21 protein-coding genes are annotated in these 19995 nt (G+C 49.9%); 11 read left to right on the top strand and 10 right to left on the bottom strand.

The genetic code is table 11. The annotated features are described in order from the left end of the window. Positions 1 to 27: 27 nt before the first annotated feature. From T320_RS05590 to rpmH, 9 genes are all read right to left on the bottom strand, one after another. The gene (locus T320_RS05590) at positions 28 to 708 is read right to left on the bottom strand and encodes a hypothetical protein (RefSeq protein ID WP_156032752.1); all 681 of its coding nucleotides are present in this window, start codon (positions 706 to 708) and stop codon (positions 28 to 30) included. 155 nt (positions 709 to 863) lie between these two features. Beyond that, the gene (gene rsmG / locus T320_RS05585; RefSeq protein WP_037353803.1) at positions 864 to 1580 is read right to left on the bottom strand and encodes a 16S rRNA (guanine(527)-N(7))-methyltransferase RsmG; all 717 of its coding nucleotides are present in this window, start codon (positions 1578 to 1580) and stop codon (positions 864 to 866) included. Continuing rightward, a complete protein-coding gene (mnmG, locus tag T320_RS05580; RefSeq protein ID WP_037353801.1) occupies positions 1573 to 3483 on the bottom strand; it encodes a tRNA uridine-5-carboxymethylaminomethyl(34) synthesis enzyme MnmG in 1911 nt (636 codons plus the stop codon). Before mnmG ends, rsmG begins: the two co-directional genes overlap by 8 nt. 13 nt (positions 3484 to 3496) lie before the next feature. Beyond that, entirely contained in the window at positions 3497 to 4873 is a 1377-nt protein-coding gene (mnmE, locus tag T320_RS05575; protein ID WP_037353799.1) for a tRNA uridine-5-carboxymethylaminomethyl(34) synthesis GTPase MnmE, read from the bottom strand. A gap of 91 nt (positions 4874 to 4964) precedes the next feature. Beyond that, positions 4965 to 5768: an RNA-binding cell elongation regulator Jag/EloR gene (gene jag, locus T320_RS05570; RefSeq protein ID WP_037353797.1), complete on the bottom strand. Its 804-nt coding sequence runs from the start codon at positions 5766 to 5768 to the stop codon at positions 4965 to 4967. Beyond that, positions 5768 to 6445 (bottom strand): YidC/Oxa1 family membrane protein insertase, encoded by a 678-nt coding sequence (locus T320_RS05565; RefSeq protein WP_026759605.1) that lies wholly within the window; start codon positions 6443 to 6445, stop codon positions 5768 to 5770. Before T320_RS05565 ends, jag begins: the two co-directional genes overlap by 1 nt. Positions 6446 to 6480: 35 nt before the next feature. Next, positions 6481 to 6690, bottom strand: a complete 210-nt coding sequence (gene yidD, locus T320_RS14195; protein WP_072023990.1) for a membrane protein insertion efficiency factor YidD — start codon at positions 6688 to 6690, stop codon at positions 6481 to 6483. Continuing rightward, on the bottom strand, positions 6687 to 7031 hold the full coding sequence (rnpA, locus tag T320_RS05560; protein WP_026759606.1) for a ribonuclease P protein component: 345 nt from the start codon (positions 7029 to 7031) through the stop codon (positions 6687 to 6689). The genes yidD and rnpA overlap by 4 nt, the downstream gene beginning before the upstream one ends. Before the next feature lie 87 nt (positions 7032 to 7118). After that, positions 7119 to 7253, bottom strand: a complete 135-nt coding sequence (gene rpmH / locus T320_RS05555; protein ID WP_014425951.1) for a 50S ribosomal protein L34 — start codon at positions 7251 to 7253, stop codon at positions 7119 to 7121. A 430-nt stretch (positions 7254 to 7683) separates the two neighbouring features. Between rpmH and dnaA the strand changes: the two genes are divergently transcribed. From dnaA to htpX, 9 genes are all read left to right on the top strand, one after another. Continuing rightward, positions 7684 to 9105, top strand: a complete 1422-nt coding sequence (gene dnaA / locus T320_RS05550; protein WP_037353793.1) for a chromosomal replication initiator protein DnaA — start codon at positions 7684 to 7686, stop codon at positions 9103 to 9105. 282 nt (positions 9106 to 9387) lie between these two features. Further along, entirely contained in the window at positions 9388 to 10500 is a 1113-nt protein-coding gene (dnaN, locus tag T320_RS05545) for a DNA polymerase III subunit beta (RefSeq protein ID WP_037353792.1), read from the top strand. Between the two features lie 13 nt (positions 10501 to 10513). Beyond that, positions 10514 to 10738 carry an RNA-binding S4 domain-containing protein gene (locus T320_RS05540; RefSeq protein WP_197019381.1) on the top strand — a complete coding sequence of 75 codons (225 nt, stop codon included), beginning with the start codon at positions 10514 to 10516 and terminating at the stop codon, positions 10736 to 10738. Between the two features lie 11 nt (positions 10739 to 10749). After that, positions 10750 to 11853: a DNA replication/repair protein RecF gene (gene recF, locus T320_RS05535; RefSeq protein WP_037353791.1), complete on the top strand. Its 1104-nt coding sequence runs from the start codon at positions 10750 to 10752 to the stop codon at positions 11851 to 11853. Positions 11854 to 11856: 3 nt separating this feature from the next. Then, positions 11857 to 12807 (top strand): DciA family protein, encoded by a 951-nt coding sequence (locus T320_RS05530; RefSeq protein WP_037353790.1) that lies wholly within the window; start codon positions 11857 to 11859, stop codon positions 12805 to 12807. Between the two features lie 3 nt (positions 12808 to 12810). Further along, complete coding sequence (gene remB, locus T320_RS05525; RefSeq protein ID WP_051608611.1) at positions 12811 to 13131, top strand: extracellular matrix regulator RemB; 321 nt, start codon at positions 12811 to 12813, stop codon at positions 13129 to 13131. Between the two features lie 71 nt (positions 13132 to 13202). Beyond that, positions 13203 to 15167 carry a DNA topoisomerase (ATP-hydrolyzing) subunit B gene (gene gyrB, locus T320_RS05520; RefSeq protein ID WP_143035152.1) on the top strand — a complete coding sequence of 655 codons (1965 nt, stop codon included), beginning with the start codon at positions 13203 to 13205 and terminating at the stop codon, positions 15165 to 15167. A 230-nt stretch (positions 15168 to 15397) separates the two neighbouring features. Then, complete coding sequence (locus T320_RS05515; RefSeq protein WP_037353784.1) at positions 15398 to 16117, top strand: TerC family protein; 720 nt, start codon at positions 15398 to 15400, stop codon at positions 16115 to 16117. Beyond that, positions 16110 to 16958, top strand: coding sequence for a zinc metalloprotease HtpX (htpX, locus tag T320_RS05510; protein WP_037353774.1), 849 nt, complete (start codon positions 16110 to 16112; stop codon positions 16956 to 16958). Before T320_RS05515 ends, htpX begins: the two co-directional genes overlap by 8 nt. A 99-nt stretch (positions 16959 to 17057) precedes the next feature. Here the strand turns inward: htpX and T320_RS05505 are convergent, their stop codons facing one another. Next, positions 17058 to 17654: a hypothetical protein gene (locus T320_RS05505; RefSeq protein WP_026759615.1), complete on the bottom strand. Its 597-nt coding sequence runs from the start codon at positions 17652 to 17654 to the stop codon at positions 17058 to 17060. Between the two features lie 290 nt (positions 17655 to 17944). Here T320_RS05505 and T320_RS05500 point away from each other — a divergent pair, with 290 nt between their 5' ends. After that, positions 17945 to 18940, top strand: a complete 996-nt coding sequence (locus T320_RS05500) for a pyridoxal-phosphate dependent enzyme (RefSeq protein WP_026759616.1) — start codon at positions 17945 to 17947, stop codon at positions 18938 to 18940. 17 nt (positions 18941 to 18957) lie between these two features. Then, complete coding sequence (locus tag T320_RS05495; protein ID WP_026759617.1) at positions 18958 to 19866, top strand: Ppx/GppA phosphatase family protein; 909 nt, start codon at positions 18958 to 18960, stop codon at positions 19864 to 19866. Positions 19867 to 19995: the final 129 nt, after the last annotated feature.

Genomic DNA, 19995 nt, shown 5'->3' with positions numbered 1-19995 from the left:
TCCGTCAGCGATTTTTGTCTTGTATCCTTATAGCGATATACGGAAAATATCTTCCAATACATCCCGCACGCTCTTATGCTTCGGCCAAAATTGTTCGTTCTTCTTTACTACCTTTAACACACTGTGGTAAATCTCATCTTCCAATGACCCGGACACGATATTTTCCCAGTTGTGCACACTATAGGGCCGTTCCTTGATGGCGTTATCTGGACGGCCTGTGACCTCCAATTCACTTAGGAACTGAATTTGCTTTCTATCTGGCCGCAGGTAATAATGCTCCAAAAAATATTTCTGGGGATAGCTGTACTCCTCATCCGGAGCCACCTTTATCAGCTTAATCCAGATATCCAAAATCTCCTCAGTTTCCGAATAGGGGATTGGCTTCCATTTTACATTCTGATTGTCCAGATAATAGACAAAGCCATTATCCTCAAACAGGTAGATATAGCGCACCTTTTTATCCGACTGCTGGTCTGTGTCCTGACCTTTTTCCTGACGCTTGCGTTCCATTGCCCTGCCTAAAGCGCCCTTTTCTGAACTGCTGTTATCCTGTTTGCTAATCGAATCATTTCCACGGCTAGTGTCGGTCTTTATTTCACTGCTGGTTGTTTCTTTCATATCTGCACTAATTCCCTCTACAGCCTGAACAGTCATAGGCATCCACAAACCTATGACGGCCATCCCCACAACCGCGACTCTTTTCCACATATCCATTTTTCCACCTCTATTCACTGACACCTAATCATGTTTCTAGTATTCTCCATCCATGTCAAATATCCTTTTTACCTGTACGCAAAAGAAAACGGCACAGTAAAATGCGAAATCATTTTATCGTGCCGTTTCGGTTACTCGTTTTTTCTGCTTTATACTATGGGATTTTTTGTCGGTGTACCGGCCTTGCGCGGATAGGCCTTCGGGGTAGGCATGGTCTTATTGATGATGATAACCGCCCGCTTGTCATCAAGCTCCGGCAGCTTTACCGGACGGATTTCCGTCTTACTTCCGCCCATGACCTTGATAGCCTTGGCAGCTTCTTCTGCCTCATCATGATACTGCATACCCTTGAGGGCGATGAAGTGACCGCCTTTTTTGACAAAGGGCAGGCAGTATTCGCAGAGAATGGGGAGTCTTGCTACCGCTCTGGACACCGCGATATCGAAGGACTCACGGTACTTCTTATTGCGGGCACCTTCTTCAGCGCGGGCATGGACGCATTCGACATCCTTTAGGCCCAGTTCCTCGACCACCGTCTGCAAAAACTTGATGCGCTTGTTGAGGGAATCCATCAGGGTCAGCTTGATTTCCGGGCAGAAAATCTTTAACGGCAGGCCGGGAAAGCCTGCGCCCGTGCCCACATCAATAACAGTGGTACCATCCTTAAAGAGTTTTTCATCATAGGCCGTAATACTGTCAATCATATGCTTGATGGCGACTTCCTTGGGTTCAGTGATGGCGGTGAGGTTAATCTTTTCATTCCACTCCACCAGCAATTCAAAGTAGCGGTTGTACTGCTCCATCTGCGTATCGTTAAGGCTTATGCCGTATTCGGCGGCCGCTTTTGTTAGTTCTTCCTTAAACATCGGCTTTGCCCTCCCCTGCTTTGATGCGCTGCTGTTGTTCGAGCCAGATAAGCAGCACGGAAATATCTGCCGGCGATACGCCGCTGATGCGGCTGGCCTGACCTACGGAGCGGGGACGGATAGCCTTTAACTTTTCCCGGCCCTCATCACGCAGACTCGGTACATCATCGTAGTTGAGATTTTCCGGCAGAAGTTTTTCCTCGAGCTTTTCCATGCGTTCGACCTGTTCCAGCTGTTTTTTGATATATCCTTCGTAGGTGATGGTGATTTCCACCTGCTGTTTGACTTCCTTATTGAGTTCCGGCAGTTCAAAGAGCTCTGCCAGCTTGTCATAGTCCAAATCCGGACGGCGCAGGAGGTCGTAGAAGCTCGTTGCATTGCGCACCGGTTCAATACCTGCCGCCGTAAGTTTTTCCGTGATTTCCTTGGTTGGGTTAATACTGTTCTTGCGCAGATAGTCCAATGCTTCATTGATGGCGTTCTGCTTTTCGGTATATCTTGCCCAGCGGTCATCTTTGACCAGACCAACACGGCGGCCGAGTGGCGTCAACCGCTGGTCGGCGTTGTCCTGCCGCAGCAGCAGGCGGTATTCGGCACGGCTCGTCATAATGCGGTACGGCTCATTGGTTCCCTTCGTCACCAAATCATCAATGAGCACGCCGATATAGGCTTCACTGCGCTTTAATACCAACGGTTCTTCATTTTTTATCAGCATAGCCGCATTGATACCGGCGATAATGCCCTGTGCCGCCGCTTCTTCATAACCGGAGGTGCCATTTGCCTGTCCGGCCGAGAAAAAGCCGTGGATGTTCTTGAATTCCAAGGTCGGTTTTAACTGGGTGGGGTCAATGCAGTCATACTCAATGGCATAACCCGCGCGCATGACCTTGGCCTGTTCCAGCCCCGGAATGGTGCGCAGGAAGTCAAGCTGTACATCCATGGGCATCGAAGTGGACATGCCCTGCACATAGACTTCATTGGTATGGCGGCCTTCCGGCTCCAAGAACAGCTGATGGCGTTCCTTGTCCGGGAAGCGCAGAATTTTCGTTTCGATTGACGGGCAGTAACGGGGGCCGATACCTTCGATAATGCCGTTGGCCATCGGGGCGCGTTCCATATTGTCCCGCAGAATCTTATGGGTTTCTTCATTGGTATAGGTCAGGTAACAGGGAATCTGTTCGCGGGTCACTTCATCACTCATAAAGGAAAAGTTGCGGCATTCCTCATCACCGGGCTGAATTTCCATCTTGCTGTAATCGAGGGTGCGTGCATCTACGCGGGCGGGCGTACCGGTCTTAAAGCGCATCAGCTTTACGCCAACTTCTTTAAGCGAATCGGAAAACTTCACCGCCGCCCTTTGACCTGCGGGGCCGCCCTCGTAGGTGTGCTCGCCGATGATAATACGGCCCTTGAGATAAGTTCCCGTAGCCATAACAACAGCCTTGGCCTGATAGATTTCACCGGTTTCTGACTGCACACCGGTAACTTTGCCATCTTCGACCAACAGTTTGTCAATCAACAGCTGTTTGACATCCAGATTTTCCGTCTGTTCGCAGGTTTCCTTCATGGTGAACTGATAGAGTTTTTTATCCGCCTGCGCGCGCAGGGCATGAACAGCGGGGCCTTTGCCCGTGTTGAGCATGCGGAACTGAATGCAGGTCTTATCGGCATTTACGCCCATTTCCCCGCCCAAAGCGTCGAGTTCCCGCACGAGATGGCCCTTAGCCGGGCCGCCTACGGACGGATTGCAGGGCATCATGGCAATATTATCCATTGAAAGTGTTGTCAGCAGCGTGTTACAGCCAATGCGGGCGGCCGCCAGTGCCGCCTCTACGCCGGCATGACCTGCACCCACTACGATTACATCATAAGAACTGGCAACAAATACGTTTTTACTTTCCATTTTCCTTACCTTCTTATTTACCAATACAGAACTTCGAGAAAATCTCATCAATAATATCTTCGCCCACCGTATCGCCGGTGATTTCGCCTAATTTTTCCCAGGCAGAGCGCAAATCAATGGAGATAAAATCCAGCCCCATGCCTGCTTCAATCGTCTGCAGGGCCGCGGCTAGATGATTGTCAGCAGTGCGCAGGAGATTTGCCTGCCGCTCGTCGCTGACAAAACTGCCCTCGTCTGCTATCACTTCGCCGCCGTATACCTTCTGCTGAATGGCCTGCGTCAGCGCATCCAAACCATGATTTTCCTTGGTGGAGATTTCGATAACGGACACATTGGCTTTGGCAGAAAGTTCTTCTGCCGTTACCATGGACTGCAAATCGCTCTTGTTCAAGAGAACGATCGCCTCCTGCGCTTGCAGCAGTTCCAGTATTTCTTCATCCTCTGCATCCAACGGGCGGGAACCGTCAAACAGTGCGAGTACCAAAGCGGCATCGTTAATCATTTGCCGGGCCTTTTCCACGCCAATCCGTTCCACGACATCTTCCGTAGCCCGGATGCCTGCCGTGTCGATAATGCGCAGGGGCACACCGCCCACATTGGCGTATTCTTCGATGGAATCGCGGGTAGTACCGGGAATATCGGTAACAATCGCGCGTTCTTCCTGCAATAAGGCATTTAAGAGACTTGACTTGCCGACATTGGGCTTGCCCACGATAGCCGTCATGAGGCCATCCCGCAGAATACGGCCTGTACCGGCAGTTTTTAAGAGCTTGGCAATATAGTTGCGGATTTCAACCACTTTTTCAGCTACTTTTTCCGTCACCACATCATCCACTTCGTCCTCCGGAAAATCAATAGCTGCTTCTAAGTGGGCAATCTGCCCCAGAATCTCCTGACGGAAGTTCTTTATCTGCTGGGAGAACTGACCGCTTAAATGGCCAGCTGCCATTTTCAAGGAACGGTCTGTTTTGGCCGTGATGATATCCATAACGGCCTGCGCCTGAGATAAGTCCAGACGGCCATTGAGGAACGCCCGCTTGGTGAACTCGCCCCCCTCAGCCGGTCTTGCCCCATGGCTATAGGTCAAAGCCAAAGTCTTACGCAGCGGCATTACACCACCATGGCACTGAAACTCCACCACATCTTCCCGTGTATAGGAATGCGGGCCTTTCATAATCAGCACCATAGCTTCATCAATAGTCCGCTCGTCTTCATCCACTATCCTGCCATAGACAGCTCTATGACTCGCATAAGAATCCAATGAGTTGCCGCTGGCGGGCCGAAACATCTTGCCGGCAATCTCCAGCGCCTGTTCCCCGCTCAAGCGGATAATGCCAATGCCGCCCTCTCCCTGGGCAGTGGCAATCGCACTAATCGTATCTCCTTGCATTTTCTCACCTACTATAATACACCTAAAAGATACACAAAAGGGCAGCCTCAAAATGAGACAGCCCTTTCACAGCTCTCTTAGCTAATGCTTATTAATCTTCGTTGTAGCGTTCCTGCACTTCATAATCGCGACGGCGGGAACGGCGGCGGCGCGGTACAATCACCACATAGCGGCGGGGTTCATCCCCGGCACTATAGGTGCTTACCCGACGATTATCCTGCAACGCCATATGGATAATCTTACGCTCATGACGGTTCATGGGTTCCAGATGAACCTCTTCACCGATACGGCAGGCCTTTTCTGCCAGATGGCCAGCCAGCCGCATAAGCGTTTCCTCACGGCGTGCGCGGTAGCCTTCAATATCAATAATAATGCGAACACGGCCTTCAGCCACACCGCGGTTAGCAGCGAGATTCACCAGATACTGCAAGGAATCCAGCGTCTGCCCATGTTTGCCAATAAGAATACCCAGATTTTCGCCTTCCAGATTAAAGACTACACCGTCTTCTGCCTCAGACTGCTTCCAGGTCACTTCAATATTCATAGCCTCGAATACTTCCCGCAGGAACTTCTCGGCACGGGCCAGCTGTTCCTCGACAGGCACTGTCGGTTCAGCAGGCTCAACTTTCTCAGCAGCTTCCACAGGAACATCTGCTGCGCTGCCGTTATCTACTTTGACATCTTCTACGGTCACAGCAGGAGCAGCATCTGCAGCCATTTCCTTCTGCGTAACCTTAATCTTTGCCGGCTTTACGCCGAACAGTCCCAGAAATCCCTTGGACGGAGCTTCCAGCACTTCATAGTCTACATCGTTTTCCGTGCAGCCAAGCTGCTTCACAGCCGAAGCCAGAGCTTCCGCCACGGTTTTCCCCGTTGCTTCAACCACCTGTGCCATTAGGCAGCCTCCTTCTTCGGTGCGGCATTGTCACCGCGATACATCCACCACTGCTGGATAATCTGCACCACGTTCATGGTTACCCAGTAAAGTACCAGACCAGAGGGGAAGTTAATGCTGATCCAGCCGATAAACAGCGGCATGATGAACATCATCATCTTCATCTGCGGGTTATTGGAATCCGTCGTGGTCATCTTCTGCTGGAGGAAAGTGGTCAATGCCGACAATACCGGCAGAATATAGAGCGGGTCCGGATTCGACATACTGGTCATCCAGAGGAAGTAAGCCGATTCCGGCGTCGGATAGCTGAAATTGTACAGAGAATAATACATGCCCATAAGAATCGGCATCTGAATGAGCAGCGGCAGGCAGCCAGCCAGCGGGTTCACACCGGCATCCTTGTAGAGAGCGCCGATTTTCTGCTGCATAACCTGCGGATTATCCTTATATTTCTCCTGAATCTTCTTCATCTTCGGAGACAGTTCCTGCATGGCCTTCATGGACTTGACCTGCTTCACCGTCAGCGGATAAAGCGCCATCTTAACAATAATCGTCAGTAAAATAATTGCCCAACCATAGCTGGCAAACCCCGCCGCACTGGTGATTGCAAAGAGACTTTCCAGTACAAAGCGCAGGAGGCTTTCAATCGGAGAAAAAAGAGTGCTAAAAAATTCCAAACCATCACGTCCTAATCTAACAGTCACACTAATAATTATGGTACAGGGTCATAACCGCCCTTATGGAAAGGATGGCAGCGCAAAAGGCGCTTTATGGCCAGCCAGCCACCATGGCGAACCCCGTATTTTTCAATGGCAATGCGCGCATATTCCGAACAGGTGGGAACATAGCGGCAAGTTGGTGGTTTCAATGGAGAAATAAACTTTTGATAGCCCCATATCAAAAGGAGCAAAAATTTTTTCACCGGAAGATACCTGCCTTTTTGCCCAAGGAGAGGAAACTCTTCTCCACCACAGGGCACTTCACATTGAGCATAGCCTGTCTGCCCACGAGCAGCAGGGCAATGCCCGGCCTCAAATCCTGCTGATGCAGGCGGTAAGTCTCCCGCAGGAGACGCTTTACCCGGTTGCGCTTTACAGCACAGCCCAGTTTTTTTCCGGCGGCAAAGCCCACTTTCCCCGCCAGCTCCTCCGACTCAAATACATAGAGTACAAAGTAACGGTTGGCCAGGGACTTTCCCTTGCGGTAAACCCGCTGGAAGTCGTTGCGACGCTTGAGCATCCGCCGTCTCGGCAATTCAAACATACCTAAATTCACCAAAATCTATCTGAACATAAAAATGGAACTAATCAAAGAAAAAGGTCACTAACCAAAGTGACCTTGCTTTACAATTTATGCCGAAAGCTTCTTTCTGCCGCGCTGGCGTCTTCTCTTCAAAACGAGACGACCGCCCTTCGTCTTCATGCGCTCACGGAAGCCATGGGTCTTCTTTCTCCAGTGGTTGTTCGGCTGAAAAGTCATTTTCATTCGGTATACACCTCCTTAAACTAGTATTATTCTGATTTCAGAAATTCATCGTTATGTCTCAGTGAAAAGTCACCCTCGCACTAAGAATCACTATGAATTATAGCCTAAGCCTTGGGCAGTGTCAATATAATATCCACGGTTTTTTCGTCCCTGGTTGTGGATAATTTCACAAATTCTGCGCATATCCACAGAAAAACTGTTGATAACTCAGTTTTATTTTGGTAAGATATTGTTGGTAATTTTGCGGATAACTTCACAGGACTTGATTTTTCGGGAGGGTTCGACTCCCGCATTTTTATCCCCTTTTCCCGCCTCATCCCTTGCGGAAGCCTTCATTTATCCACAGCTGTGGATAATCATGTGGATAAACTTATACACCTGTGGAAAAAAATTCTTATCATACTTTTATATGCAGAAAGGAACGTTCTAAATGGAGCAAACACAGCTGCAGGCTGTCTGGGCCCAGATTCTCGACAAGATGAAAGAACAGCTGGCCCCCACAGCCTTTAATTGGCTAAATCCCGTTCAGCCTCTCTCCCTGACAGACGATACTTTGGAACTGGGCACTCAAAACGAGATGTCCAAGGAATGGATTGCCGGACACTATCAGACTTTTATCGAAGATGCGGTAAAAGCTGTGTTAGGCGGCCCCAAGGTTGTCCAGCTGACGGTGATGGCAGAAGCCAGCACGGCAGGCCAGGAAGATGCCCCCGTAGTGGTAGAGGCCAAAAACGAAAAACCCGCGCAGGGAACGCTTTTCCCCGAAGGTGGCGCAGAGGCACATACAGAAGTTGTTGCGGAACCTCATATTGTGGCCCCCGGCGACAATTCTTCTTTGAACCCCAAATACACCTTTGATACGTTCGTAACGGGTAAGTCCAACAATTTCGCTCATGCAGCTGCTATGGCCGTAGCCGATAAACCCGGCAAGACCTACAATCCTTTCTTTATGTACGGCGGTGTGGGGCTGGGCAAGACCCATCTCATGCACGCCATTGGCAACCGAGTGCTCAAGAACCATCCGGAAATGCGGGTACTCTACGTATCCAGCGAGCAGTTCACCAACGAAATCATTCAGGCCATCCAGCAGGGTACCTCAGATAAATTCCGTCAGAAGTACCGCAACATCGATGTGCTGCTGATTGACGATATTCAGTTTATTTCTGGCAAGACCAGTACGCAGGAAGAATTCTTCCATACCTTCAACACGCTCTATGACGCCCAAAAACAGGTTATCCTGTCCTCCGATAGGCCGCCCAGAGAAGTGGAACGCCTCGAAGAACGCCTGCGCTCCCGCTTTGAGTGGGGCCTGACCACGGATATCCAGGCGCCGGATTTGGAAACCCGCATCGCCATCCTCAAGAATAAGGCCCAGAGCGACCACTTCAGCGTACCTGATGATGTGATGGTCTACATTGCCAGCCGCATCGACAGCAACATTCGAGAGCTGGAAGGCGCCCTGACCCGGGTAGTTGCATATGCCTCCCTGACCAAGAGAACCGTTAACACGGATCTGGTGGCCGAAGCCCTCAAGGATATTTTCCCCAACGGCAAAGCCAAGGAAGTCACCATGGACATCATTCAGGAAATAGTGGCCTCCTATTTCAAAATTAAAATCGAAGACCTTCATTCCAAGAAGCGTACCCGTAATATCGCCTATCCCCGACAGATTGCCATGTACCTGTGCCGGGATTTGACGGAAACCTCCCTGCCCCAGATTGGCCAGTTCTTTGGCGGGCGGGATCATACCACCGTTATCCATGCCTATGACAAAATCAATCAGGACAAGGAAACGGATAACCGTCTCAAAGGCATCTTAAACGAACTGATTGACCGTATTCAGAAGGTCTGATAATGCCACGCCCTCGTTATTCACAATGAGGGCGTGGATAACTTTGTGGAAATGCCTATTGAAATCTTGTTAGCAAAATGTGGATAAGTGAGAGCTGTGATTAAGTCCGTGGATAATGTGGATAAACGGCCCTATTGTTTTCAACACATTATTAACAGGCCGCTTGTAGATAAATTGCTATACCGCAGGGCTTTTCCACATTTCCACAGGCCCTACTACTACTACGGCTATTTATTTATATATTTCTAGAGTCATAATAAAAAAAAGAAAGGACCCTGCCCCATGAAAATAACATGTCAAAAATCTGAGCTGACCAATGCCCTTTCCATTGTTGCCAAAGCAATCGCTTCCAAACCCCAGACCCCCATTCTGGCAGGAATTTTTATGAGAGCGGAAAACGGTATCTTGGAACTTCATGCCACCAACAATGAGATCGGCATGGTCTGCCGTATCCCTGTAGATATTGAAGAACCGGGACAGATTGCCGTCAGCGGACGTTATTTCCTGGATGTTATCCGCAAACTGCCTGGGGATAGTCTGACCATCACTTATAACCGCACGGAGAAAATCATCAACATCACTTCCAATCAGGCCAGCTTTACTCTGCTCAGCATGAATGCGGCAGAGTTCCCAACCGTTAAGGAAATCGAGAGCAACGTAGAATTCACCATCAAGGACAACATCCTGCGCGCTTTGATTAAGAAAACTGTTTTTGCCTGCTCCAAAGATGAATCCCGTCCGGTTTTCACCGGCTGCTATCTGGAAGTTGCTGACAACAAAGTCACCATGGCAGCTACTAATATGCACAGATTGGCTGTGAAATACGAACAGTTTGCAGAACCGCTGGGCAATATCAAAATCATTATCCCGGCCAACATTCTGCAGGAACTTCTCCACAATATGACTTCGGATATCCCCGCGGATGTGCATGTTTGCTGCAACTTTAATCAGATCAGCTTCGCTTTTGATAATATCTACATGACTTCCCGTCTCATCGAAGGCGCATATCCCGATTACAATTACGTTATCCCACCCAATCACGATACGTTAGTCACGCTGGACTCGGCAGAATTCAACGCTGCTGTTGACCGCGTTTCCCTGATTTCCCGGGCTGGTGATTACAATGTCATCAAGATGGAGTTCGCCAATGGCCAGCTCCATATCACCTCCAACAATCCGGATATCGGTAACGCCGAAGAAACGATTCCCGCTTCCATCGAAGGCCCCGAGGTAACCATCGCCTTCAATGCTCAGTACATCACGGATGTGATGAAGATTATCGACAGCAAAAACTGCGAACTGCGTTTGACCAAACCCCTCTCCCCCATGACGGTGCGGGAAGAAAAGGATGATGCCTTTATCTATGTCGTTACGCCGGTACGTACGGCCCATTAAGGAGGTTATCCACATGCAGATTGAGGATATCGAGATTGAAACAGAAGAAATCCAGCTGGATCAGTTCTTAAAATGGGCTGGTGTTCTGCCCTCTGGCGGAGAAGTCAAAGCCCTGTTGGCGGAAGGTTTGATTTTCCGCAATGGAGAGAAGGAATCTGCCCGCCGCCGCAAACTCCATGATGGTGATGTGATTGAAATCATCGATATGGGAGCATGGCGGGTAAAAGTCAACAAATAACAGGTGTAATAATGAATATTTATTCATTAAAACTGAAAGATTATCGTAATTATAGTGAGTTAAAGTTAACCTTTGACCCCAATATCAATGTTTTTCTGGGGCAGAATGCTCAGGGAAAGACAAATATCATTGAGTCAGTCTATTATGCTTCGCTCGGACGCTCCCACCGCACGCATACGGATACTGATTTAATCCGCTGGGAGCAGCCTGGAGCACTGGTGCAGCTGGGCTTTACCCGCTTGGGGGTGGAGAATAAGCTGGAATTTCAGTTCAGCCGGGAAAAGCGGCGCAGGATTCTTCTGAATGACCATCCTATTCGTCCCAAAGAACTGGTGGGCAGCTTAAATACCGTACTTTTTTCCCCGGAGGACTTGTTCCTCATCAAGGGGGCGCCGGCACTTCGCCGGCGTTTTTTGGACGGAGAGATAAGTCAGGCCAGCCCAGCCTATTACCATGAACTGGCTAAATACAGTAAAATCATCACCCAGCGCAATAACCTCCTGAAAAAGATAAGGGAGCGCAAAGCCGGTACGGAGATGCTGGAACTTTGGGATGCCCAGCTGGTGGACAGTGCTGTCAAAATTACGTTGAAGCGTCTGGAAGCCGTCAAGAAGCTCAATATGCTGGCCAATCTCATGCAGCGGCGGATTTCCGGGAATCTGGAGAATCTGGCCATTGCCTATGAAATCCACGGGGCAGATGGGGATAACGTGACAAGTGACCTTCATTCATGGTATAATAAAGAGCTTGCAAGTCACCGGGAAATCGATATTATCCGCGGTTCCACAGGGCGCGGCCCTCATCTTGACGATATTATTTTGACCGTCAACGGGATTAATCTGCGTTCCTTTGGTTCCCAGGGGCAGCAACGCACAGGCGTGCTGTCTTTGAAGCTGGCGGAATTGGAATTTCTGCGTTCGGAGACAGGAGAATACCCGGTACTCTTGCTGGACGATGTCATGAGCGAACTGGACGCATCCCGCCGCAGCCAGCTCATGGAGTTTATTCGCCGGGAGCGGATTCAGACCATGATTACGGCCACGGACAGTGCCTATTTCCCGGCGGAACGCATTGGCACCTATTATCAGGTGGCGGCAGGGAGAATTACGAGGTAAGTCATGGCTGGCAGCTTGAAAGCCCGCAGCCCGGGATTGGAACGGCCGGATACCATTATCCGTAAGACCATTCACCATATGGGCAGCAACGCAGAGAAAAAATATTATATGCATTGGGTTCTGTGGCACTGGCCGGAGATTGTGGGCGATTTTATCGCCCGCAATACCTCGCCACAGGGAATCCGCAAGGATACCCTTTATATCTATAGCGACAATTCTGCCCTGCGCAATGAGCTGCAGATGATGATGCCCCAGATTGTGCAATCTGTGAATAATTATGCAGGACAGAAGATGATTGATAAGGTGGCTTTTTCCAAGCGCTGGGAGAAGTCGGACAGCGAAGGCATTGATGAAATCCGCTTGGCTGCTCCGCCTGATGATGAGAATCTGGGCAGGGAGCGCCGTAATATGCCGCTGTCCCCTGCGGAGATGCAGGAAGCAGAATCCTTGGGCGCAGCTGCTGGCGATGGAGAAATTGGCCGGGCAATCAGCGGGCTTTACCGCAAACATCTGCAAATGCAGAAGCTCAAAATGGCTAAAAATTATCAGAAATGTCCCCAGTGCGGGCGGCTGATGCCGCCGGATGCTGCTATTTGCGATGATTGCAGCCGCAAACAGCGGGAAAGCATTACAGCGGCGGTGCGGCAGGTTCTGAGGGATATGCCCTGGGCCCGCTATCCGGAGGTCAAAAAGTATGTGCCGGAGGCCACTACCAAGATGGTCAACGAACAGCGTTCCATCATGGTCCAGAAGCTGGCGGCGGATACGGATGTCAACGACAAGACGAGCATTAAGGCCAAGACACTCGTCATGCTTTACCGCTGTCTGCCACCGGAACAGCTCAACGAGGACAATATCACGCGGGCGCTCTATGCCCTGCGGTTCGATATGCATCGTCCTAAGGATTACAAAACACCCAAGCGTTATGATGTGATTAAGCTGGGGAGGAGGTAACTTATGTTTCTCCATTTAGGCAATGGCATGTCCGTCCGCACCAAGGACGTAATTGCCATTCACGATTACACGATTTTTGCCAAAGGCGCAGGCAGTGAGTTCCTGGCCCATGAAAAGGCTTTGGGAAGGCTCGAAAATACTTTGCCTTTGGATATCCGCAATGATGAGGAAGCCAAGAAGTCCCTCATCATCACAGACGGGAAAACTTACCTGTCGGCGATTTCGCCCTGGACACTGAAACGGCGTTCGCAGATGGTTTATGATACAATGGATATGGATAAGGATGTTTCTGTAGAGGAACAATCGGACTATTTGATGGAATGATGGGAGCGTAAGATTTCATGGCAAATGATAATGAACAGTTGAACATAGAAAATACCGCGCCAGCAGAGGAAATGGAAAGCGTTGATACCACAGGCGTAGAGATTCATACGGACGAAAGCAGTGCCGAGGTGACAGCTGTAGATGCTGATTACGGTGCCGAACAGATTCAGATTCTCGAAGGTCTGGAAGCAGTTCGCATGCGTCCCGGTATGTATATCGGCAGCACCTCGGAGCGCGGCCTGCATCATCTGGTATACGAAGTTGTGGACAACTCCATCGACGAGGCTTTGGCCGGTTACTGCGATAAGATTGATGTAACCATTCATCGGGACAACAGTATTACCGTTACGGATAATGGCCGTGGTATCCCCGTAGACATGCACGAAAGCGGCATGCCTGCCGTAGAAGTCGTACTGACGGTGCTTCATGCAGGCGGTAAGTTTGGCGGCGACGGCTACAAGGTATCCGGCGGTCTGCACGGCGTAGGTGTATCCGTTGTTAACGCTCTCTCCACCTCCATGGAAGTGCAGGTTAAGCGTGACGGCAAAATCCATGAAATCTCCTTTAAGCGCGGCGAAACTGTGGAAAAGCTCCATGTTACCGGCGAAACGGAAATCACGGGAACCCGTGTACACTTCGTACCCGACCCGGAAATCTTCTCCGTGACCACATATAGCTACGATACGCTCAAACACCGTCTGCGCGAGCTGGCCTTCCTGAACCACGGCATCACCATCGTGCTCAATGACGAGCGTGGCGAGGAACTCAAGAGCGAGAAATTCCACTTCGAGGGCGGCATCAGCTCCTTTGTGGAACACCTCAACCGCAAGAAGGAAAAAATCAATCCGGAGCCGATTTACTTCAACGGCACGAAGGACGATACCGTTGTGGAAATCGCCCTGCAGTACAACGACAGCTATCAGGAGAACATCTATTCCTTCGTCAACAACATCAACACCGAAGAAGGCGGTACGCATCTGGCAGGCTTCAAGCTCGCACTGACCCGCGCCGCTAACGACTTTGCCCGCAAGCAGAATATCCTCAAGGACAAGGACGGAAATCTTTCCGGTGATGATGTGCGTGAAGGTCTGACGGCTGTTATCAGCCTCAAAGTCCGTGACCCGCAGTTCGAAGGTCAGACCAAGACGAAGCTGGGCAACAGCGAAGTCCGTGGTATTGTGGATTCCATCGTTACGGAAGGCCTGTCCGAATACTTCGAGGAAAACCCCGTTATCACGAAGAAATTCATCGAAAAGGCCATCATGGCCGCCCGCGCCCGTGAAGCCGCCCGCAAGGCACGCGAACTGACCCGCCGCAAAAATGCGCTGGAAGTATCGAGCCTGCCCGGCAAGCTGGCAGACTGCTCCGTCAAAGACCCGGAAATGGCCGAAATCTACCTCGTAGAGGGTGACTCTGCAGGCGGTTCCGCCAAGCAGGGCCGTGACCGCCGTTTCCAGGCTATCCTGCCCCTGCGCGGTAAGATTCTGAACGTAGAAAAAGCCCGCCTTGATAAGATTTTTGCCAATGCGGAAATCCGCACGATGATTACGGCTTTCGGTACGGGTATCAGCGATGATTTTGACCTCGCAAAACGCCGTTACGGCAAAATTATCATCATGACAGATGCCGATGTGGACGGTGCCCACATCCGTACACTGCTCCTGACCTTCCTCTATCGCTACATGAAGCCGCTGATTGAGCATGGTCATGTATTCATTGCCCAGCCGCCTCTCTATCAGATTCGCAAGGGCAAGAAGCATTGGTATACCTACAGTGATGAAGAACTGGCCAAGAAGCTCGACGAGGTGGGCCGTGATGGCAGCACCGTACAGCGCTACAAAGGTCTGGGCGAAATGAATCCGGAACAGCTCTGGGAAACCACCATGGATCCCGCTGGCCGTACCATGCTGCGCGTGGAAATGGCTGACGCCGAAGCAGCTGATGAGCTCTTCACGATTCTCATGGGCGATAAAGTAGAGCCACGCCGCCAGTTTATCGAAGAAAACGCTAAACTCGTGCGCAATCTCGATATTTAATTAAATTTTAATTTGACTTTCCGATTTTTTATGATATAGTAATAGCATAAATCCCATACAAGGGGAGTAGCTGAACGGTCAGATATCGTCAATACGGTGCATCGCACCCGGTATGGCCGGCTATAATTTAGTAAGCAAGACCTTGTCTTACAGGTGGCCTGCGGGCGGCGTGTAGGGCGAGGTCTTTTTGGTATTTATTTTTGCGTGAAAAAGGAGTTTGATTAGCTGTGATGGAATCTTTATTTGCAGGGATGTTTAGTCCCGAATGGTTTGCGGCGTTATCAGGTATTCTGTTGCTGGATATTCTGTTATCCGGCGATAATGCGATTCTGATTGCACTGGCCTGTAAGAATCTGCCGGAGCACAATAAGAAAAAGGCCATCTTTATCGGCGGTTTCGGTGCCGTGTTTATCCGCATTGTATGTACGCTTTTTGCCACCAGTGTGCTGGCGGCACCCTATATCGAATTTATCGGCGGGGCGGCACTTCTCTATATTGCCGTGAAATTGTTGACGGATCATAAGGAAAATAACGAGGAAGGCGAGGCTCCGGCCAGCTTTGGCGCAGCGGTACGCACGATTCTGATTGCCGATTTCATCATGAGTATCGACAATATCCTGTCGCTGGCAGGTGTGGCCAATACGGTGCCGGAAGGCAAGTGGAGCCTTATCATCTGCGGTCTGTTAATCTCTATCCCCATCGTGCTCTTTGGGGCACAGATTTTCCTCAAGCTCATGCAAAAGGTGCCTGCCCTTATCTATGGCGGCGCGGCTATCCTTGGCTGGACGGCGGCAGAACTCATGACGGCGGATAAAGGCCTGGGCATGTATTTTGAACCCTATGCCCTGGCAATGAAGATTGGTTTTGTGGCGATTGTTTTGGGCATCGGTTATTATTTGAACAGACGCTATGCGAAAGAAGTAAAGTTGGGAGTGACGGATAATGAATAATTTGAAGACCTTAATGCTGATGGTGCTGTTGGGCGCCATTATGATTTTCATCGGCGGTCTTGTAGGCGGCAAGGGCGGCATGATGGTTATGCTCATGATTTCTTTGGGCATGAATTTCTTTTCCTACTGGTTCAGTGATTCCGTGGTGCTCAAGATGTACAATGCCCGCGAAGTCAGCCGGGAGGAAGCACCGCAGCTCTATGGGCTGGTGGAGAATCTGGCCGCTAATGCTGAGTTGCCTATGCCCAGAGTTTACATCATTAACGAGGATACGCCGAATGCCTTTGCGACCGGCCGCAATCCGTCCCATGCTGCGGTAGCGGTAACGACGGGAATTATGCGGGCCTTGGATTATAACGAGCTGTCCGGCGTATTGGGACATGAACTGGCCCATGTAAAGAACCGCGATATCCTGACGGGCACGATTGCAGCGATGATGGCTACGGTCATTACCTATACGGCACAGTTCTTTGCCTTCTTCGGCGGCCGCAGTGATGATGATGAAGGCGGCAATCCGATTGCTGCCCTCTTGATGGTCTTTCTTGCGCCACTGGCTGCCAGCCTGATTCAGATGGCGATTTCCCGTTCCCGCGAGTATGAAGCCGACCATGATGGTGCCGAAATCTGTGGCAACGCCAACTATCTGGCAGATGCCCTCGAAAAAATCGAGTATTATGCCTTGAATGGCCGCCAGATGAGCGATGCCACCCCGGCTACGGCCCATATGTTCATCATCAATCCCTTCAGCGGGATTGGCTCGACCATGAGCAGACTTTTCAGTACGCATCCGGATACCAGCGACCGTATCGCCCGCCTGCGTGCCCAGGCTGCCGGCAGATAACATTTTCTTTGTAACTTAAAGGAGCGGTATAACCTTTTCTGTAGCGCTTGACAAGCTGGCGCGAAAGAATAGGTTATACCGCTCCTTTTATGTATGATGTTATTTTATCAGTTTATCGAATTCTTCCTGTGCTAGTGGTCTGGTCAGCCCCATAATAGCCATCAGCTGAATCAGCGCCGTGGATTTATCACAGGTATTGCGGATGATGTGGCTGCAGACTTTCCACAAATCGAATTCCTTGTTATTCTCTGCGTATTGCAGGTGGTATTTGATTTCGTCATTGGTATAGCCCATACGCAGAAGCCGGTCTACCAAGGTTACATAATCCACCATCAGGAATATGGTTTCCAGTCGTTTCTTGATGAGTTTGCTCATGGGCTTGAGACCCGTGATTTCTAAGATAATCACGCTGATGGTATGATCCCGCAGGGAATTTAAGATATCGTCCTTGCGGTAGCCATAACTATAGCCCTTGTGGGTGAATTCCACCACAAAATCCATCTGGGCAAATTCTTCCGGGGTAACGGTTTTATAGAGATTCTCCCGGGATAAGTTGTAGCGGGTGCGTTTGTGGTTACTGAACTCCTGAGTGGTGTAAGCAGGGATATAATGAATCCCCATAGCCTCCAGCTGGGTGGCCATAGTGGCTCTGCCGGATGCTTGCGCGCCCATCAGTGCATAAATTTTGTTTTCCATATCACACATCCTTATTTTCAAAGGGCAATACAAAAGCGGGAACTACCGAACGTTCCCGCTTTTGCCGCCTCTATACCTTCTGCCTACAACGATATACTAGATATCGTTGTTCTCCCTCCTTTATAATACAACACTTGCTATATGATTTCAATAGAAAAAATGCAATTTATGTAAATTTATGGAAATAGCGGCAGCAAAGAGGGTTTTGAGAATCTTTGACGAATATATTATATTAGTATACAACTATACGATACAGCAAATATTTAAGCATTTTCTGGGGAGGGGCCATCATGTATTTTTATTGTGAGAAATGTAAGAAACCATATCCGCTGAACACGCACTCCTATATCTGTGAGTGCGGGGGAATGTTCCGTTTGCATAAGGATAAAATGGACGAAGTGCATAATGATATTACACTGGGGGAAGTGGAGACGCCCTTACTGCCGTTGAAGGTGGGGAAACTGGAAGTGCTGCTGAAATTGGAAAATCTGCAGCCAACTGGTTCCTTTAAGGACAGAGGTGCTCATGCGCTGATTAATGAAATCAATCACTTGGGCATCAAGAAAATTGCTTTGGATTCAGCAGGCAACGCCGGGGCTTCGATTGCTGCTTATGCAGCCGCTGCCGGCATTGAATGTACGGTTTATGTACCGGACGATATTTCGCCGGAAATGAGCAAGCAGATTGAGGCCTATGGTGCCAATATCGTCAAAGTACCGAATGGCCGCATGAGCACCTGCGCAGCCGTGAAGAAGAATCTGGGGGATGCTTACTATGCTTCCCATGTTTATAATCCGTTGTTCTTTGAGGGAATGCGCCCCATGGCCAAGGAAATCTACAAACAGCTGGGCGATAGGATTCCGGAATACATCTTTATGCCCGTGGGCAACGGCACCATGATGATCGGCTTGTATCAGGGCTTCATGGAATTAGGCCGCCTGCCGCATTTTGTGGCAGTGCAGAGTTCCAAGTGTGCGCCGCTCTACGAAGCCTTCAAGGTCGTGGACGAACAGCCGAAGAAAACAACCATTGCTCATGCTATTCGCATTGAACGGCCAAAACGCATCACCACCATGCTGGAAATTCTGAAGCAGACTGGCGGAGATGTGGTGACGGTAGAGGATGCGGAAATCCTCAAGGCCAAGAAGTATCTGGGTTCCAAGGGTGTGTATGTGGAGATGACTTCGGCAGCAGCTTTGGCTGGCGCCGAGAAATTCTTTGCCAAGGGGAAACCGGATAACTACAAGGTAGTTATTCCTATGACGGGCAGTGGTTTGAAGCGTTGAGTCTGAGGAGAGTGCCTATGCTGCACGGGATAATCGATATTGGCTCCAATACCATTCGGATGGCGGTCTATCTCATTGAGGGCGGCCATTTTGAACAGCTGATGAAGCGTAAGGCGACAGTGGGGCTGGCCTCCTATGTGGAAGACGGGATTATGCAGCCGGAAGGCATAGACAAAGCAGTTGAGACACTGCAGGAATACAAGAAGATTTTGCAGTGTTTCAACATTACGCAGGTGGATGCTTTTACCACAGCGGCTTTGCGCAATGCCAAAAACAGCCGGCAGGCGGTGGGCGAAATCGAGAAACGCACAGGGATAAAGATTCGGGTCATCAGTGGTGACGAGGAAGCTACCCTTGATTTTATCGGTGCCACCCACAGCCTCAATAATGCCTCCGGACTTCTGATTGATATTGGCGGCGGCAGTACGGAAATCGTGACTTACCGCAATCGGCAGATTCAGTACAAGACCAGCCTGCCGATTGGCTCATTGGGCTTTGCCAAGAAGTATGTGAGTTCTATCCTGCCGACTATGAATGAATGTCTGGAAATGTATGGCGAGGCGGAAGCTACCGTTGGGGCCGCAGCTGATTTCTGCAATATCTGCGAGGCAGAAATCGTAGGCATTGGAGGGACATTCAAAGGGGCATGTGCCCTGAATAATGAACTCTTCAATCTTCCGGCCGTCAACCGTCGTTTGGAAACGAAAAACATCCGTTCCATTATCGGCACGTTTATCGGCGATTTGGGAATGACCCAGGAAATGGCGGTGGCGCTGATGCGCTCCGTGCCTGAGAGGATTCAGACCATTATCCCGGGGCTGGTTATCGCCAATGTGCTGGCAAGAAGATTTCAGAGCCACTGGATAACCTATAGTGATTCGGGGGTTAGAGAGGGGTATATTTACAGTCAGATTATTGACAAATAACAAAGAAAAACTACAACAGACAAAGCCAGGCAAGAGCTTGGCTTTTTGCTTTTTGGGCGTAGAAATGATATAATAAAGTGTTGATTTTTAGCTAATTGGTTATGTAAGAAATAGATTTTGAGGTGAGAT

It is taken from the genome of Selenomonas sp. FC4001, from assembly GCF_000701565.1.
Taxonomy (GTDB): Bacteria; Bacillota; Negativicutes; order Selenomonadales; family Selenomonadaceae; genus Selenomonas_A; species Selenomonas_A ruminantium_B.
This window is presented reverse-complemented; position numbering and strand designations above follow the sequence as displayed.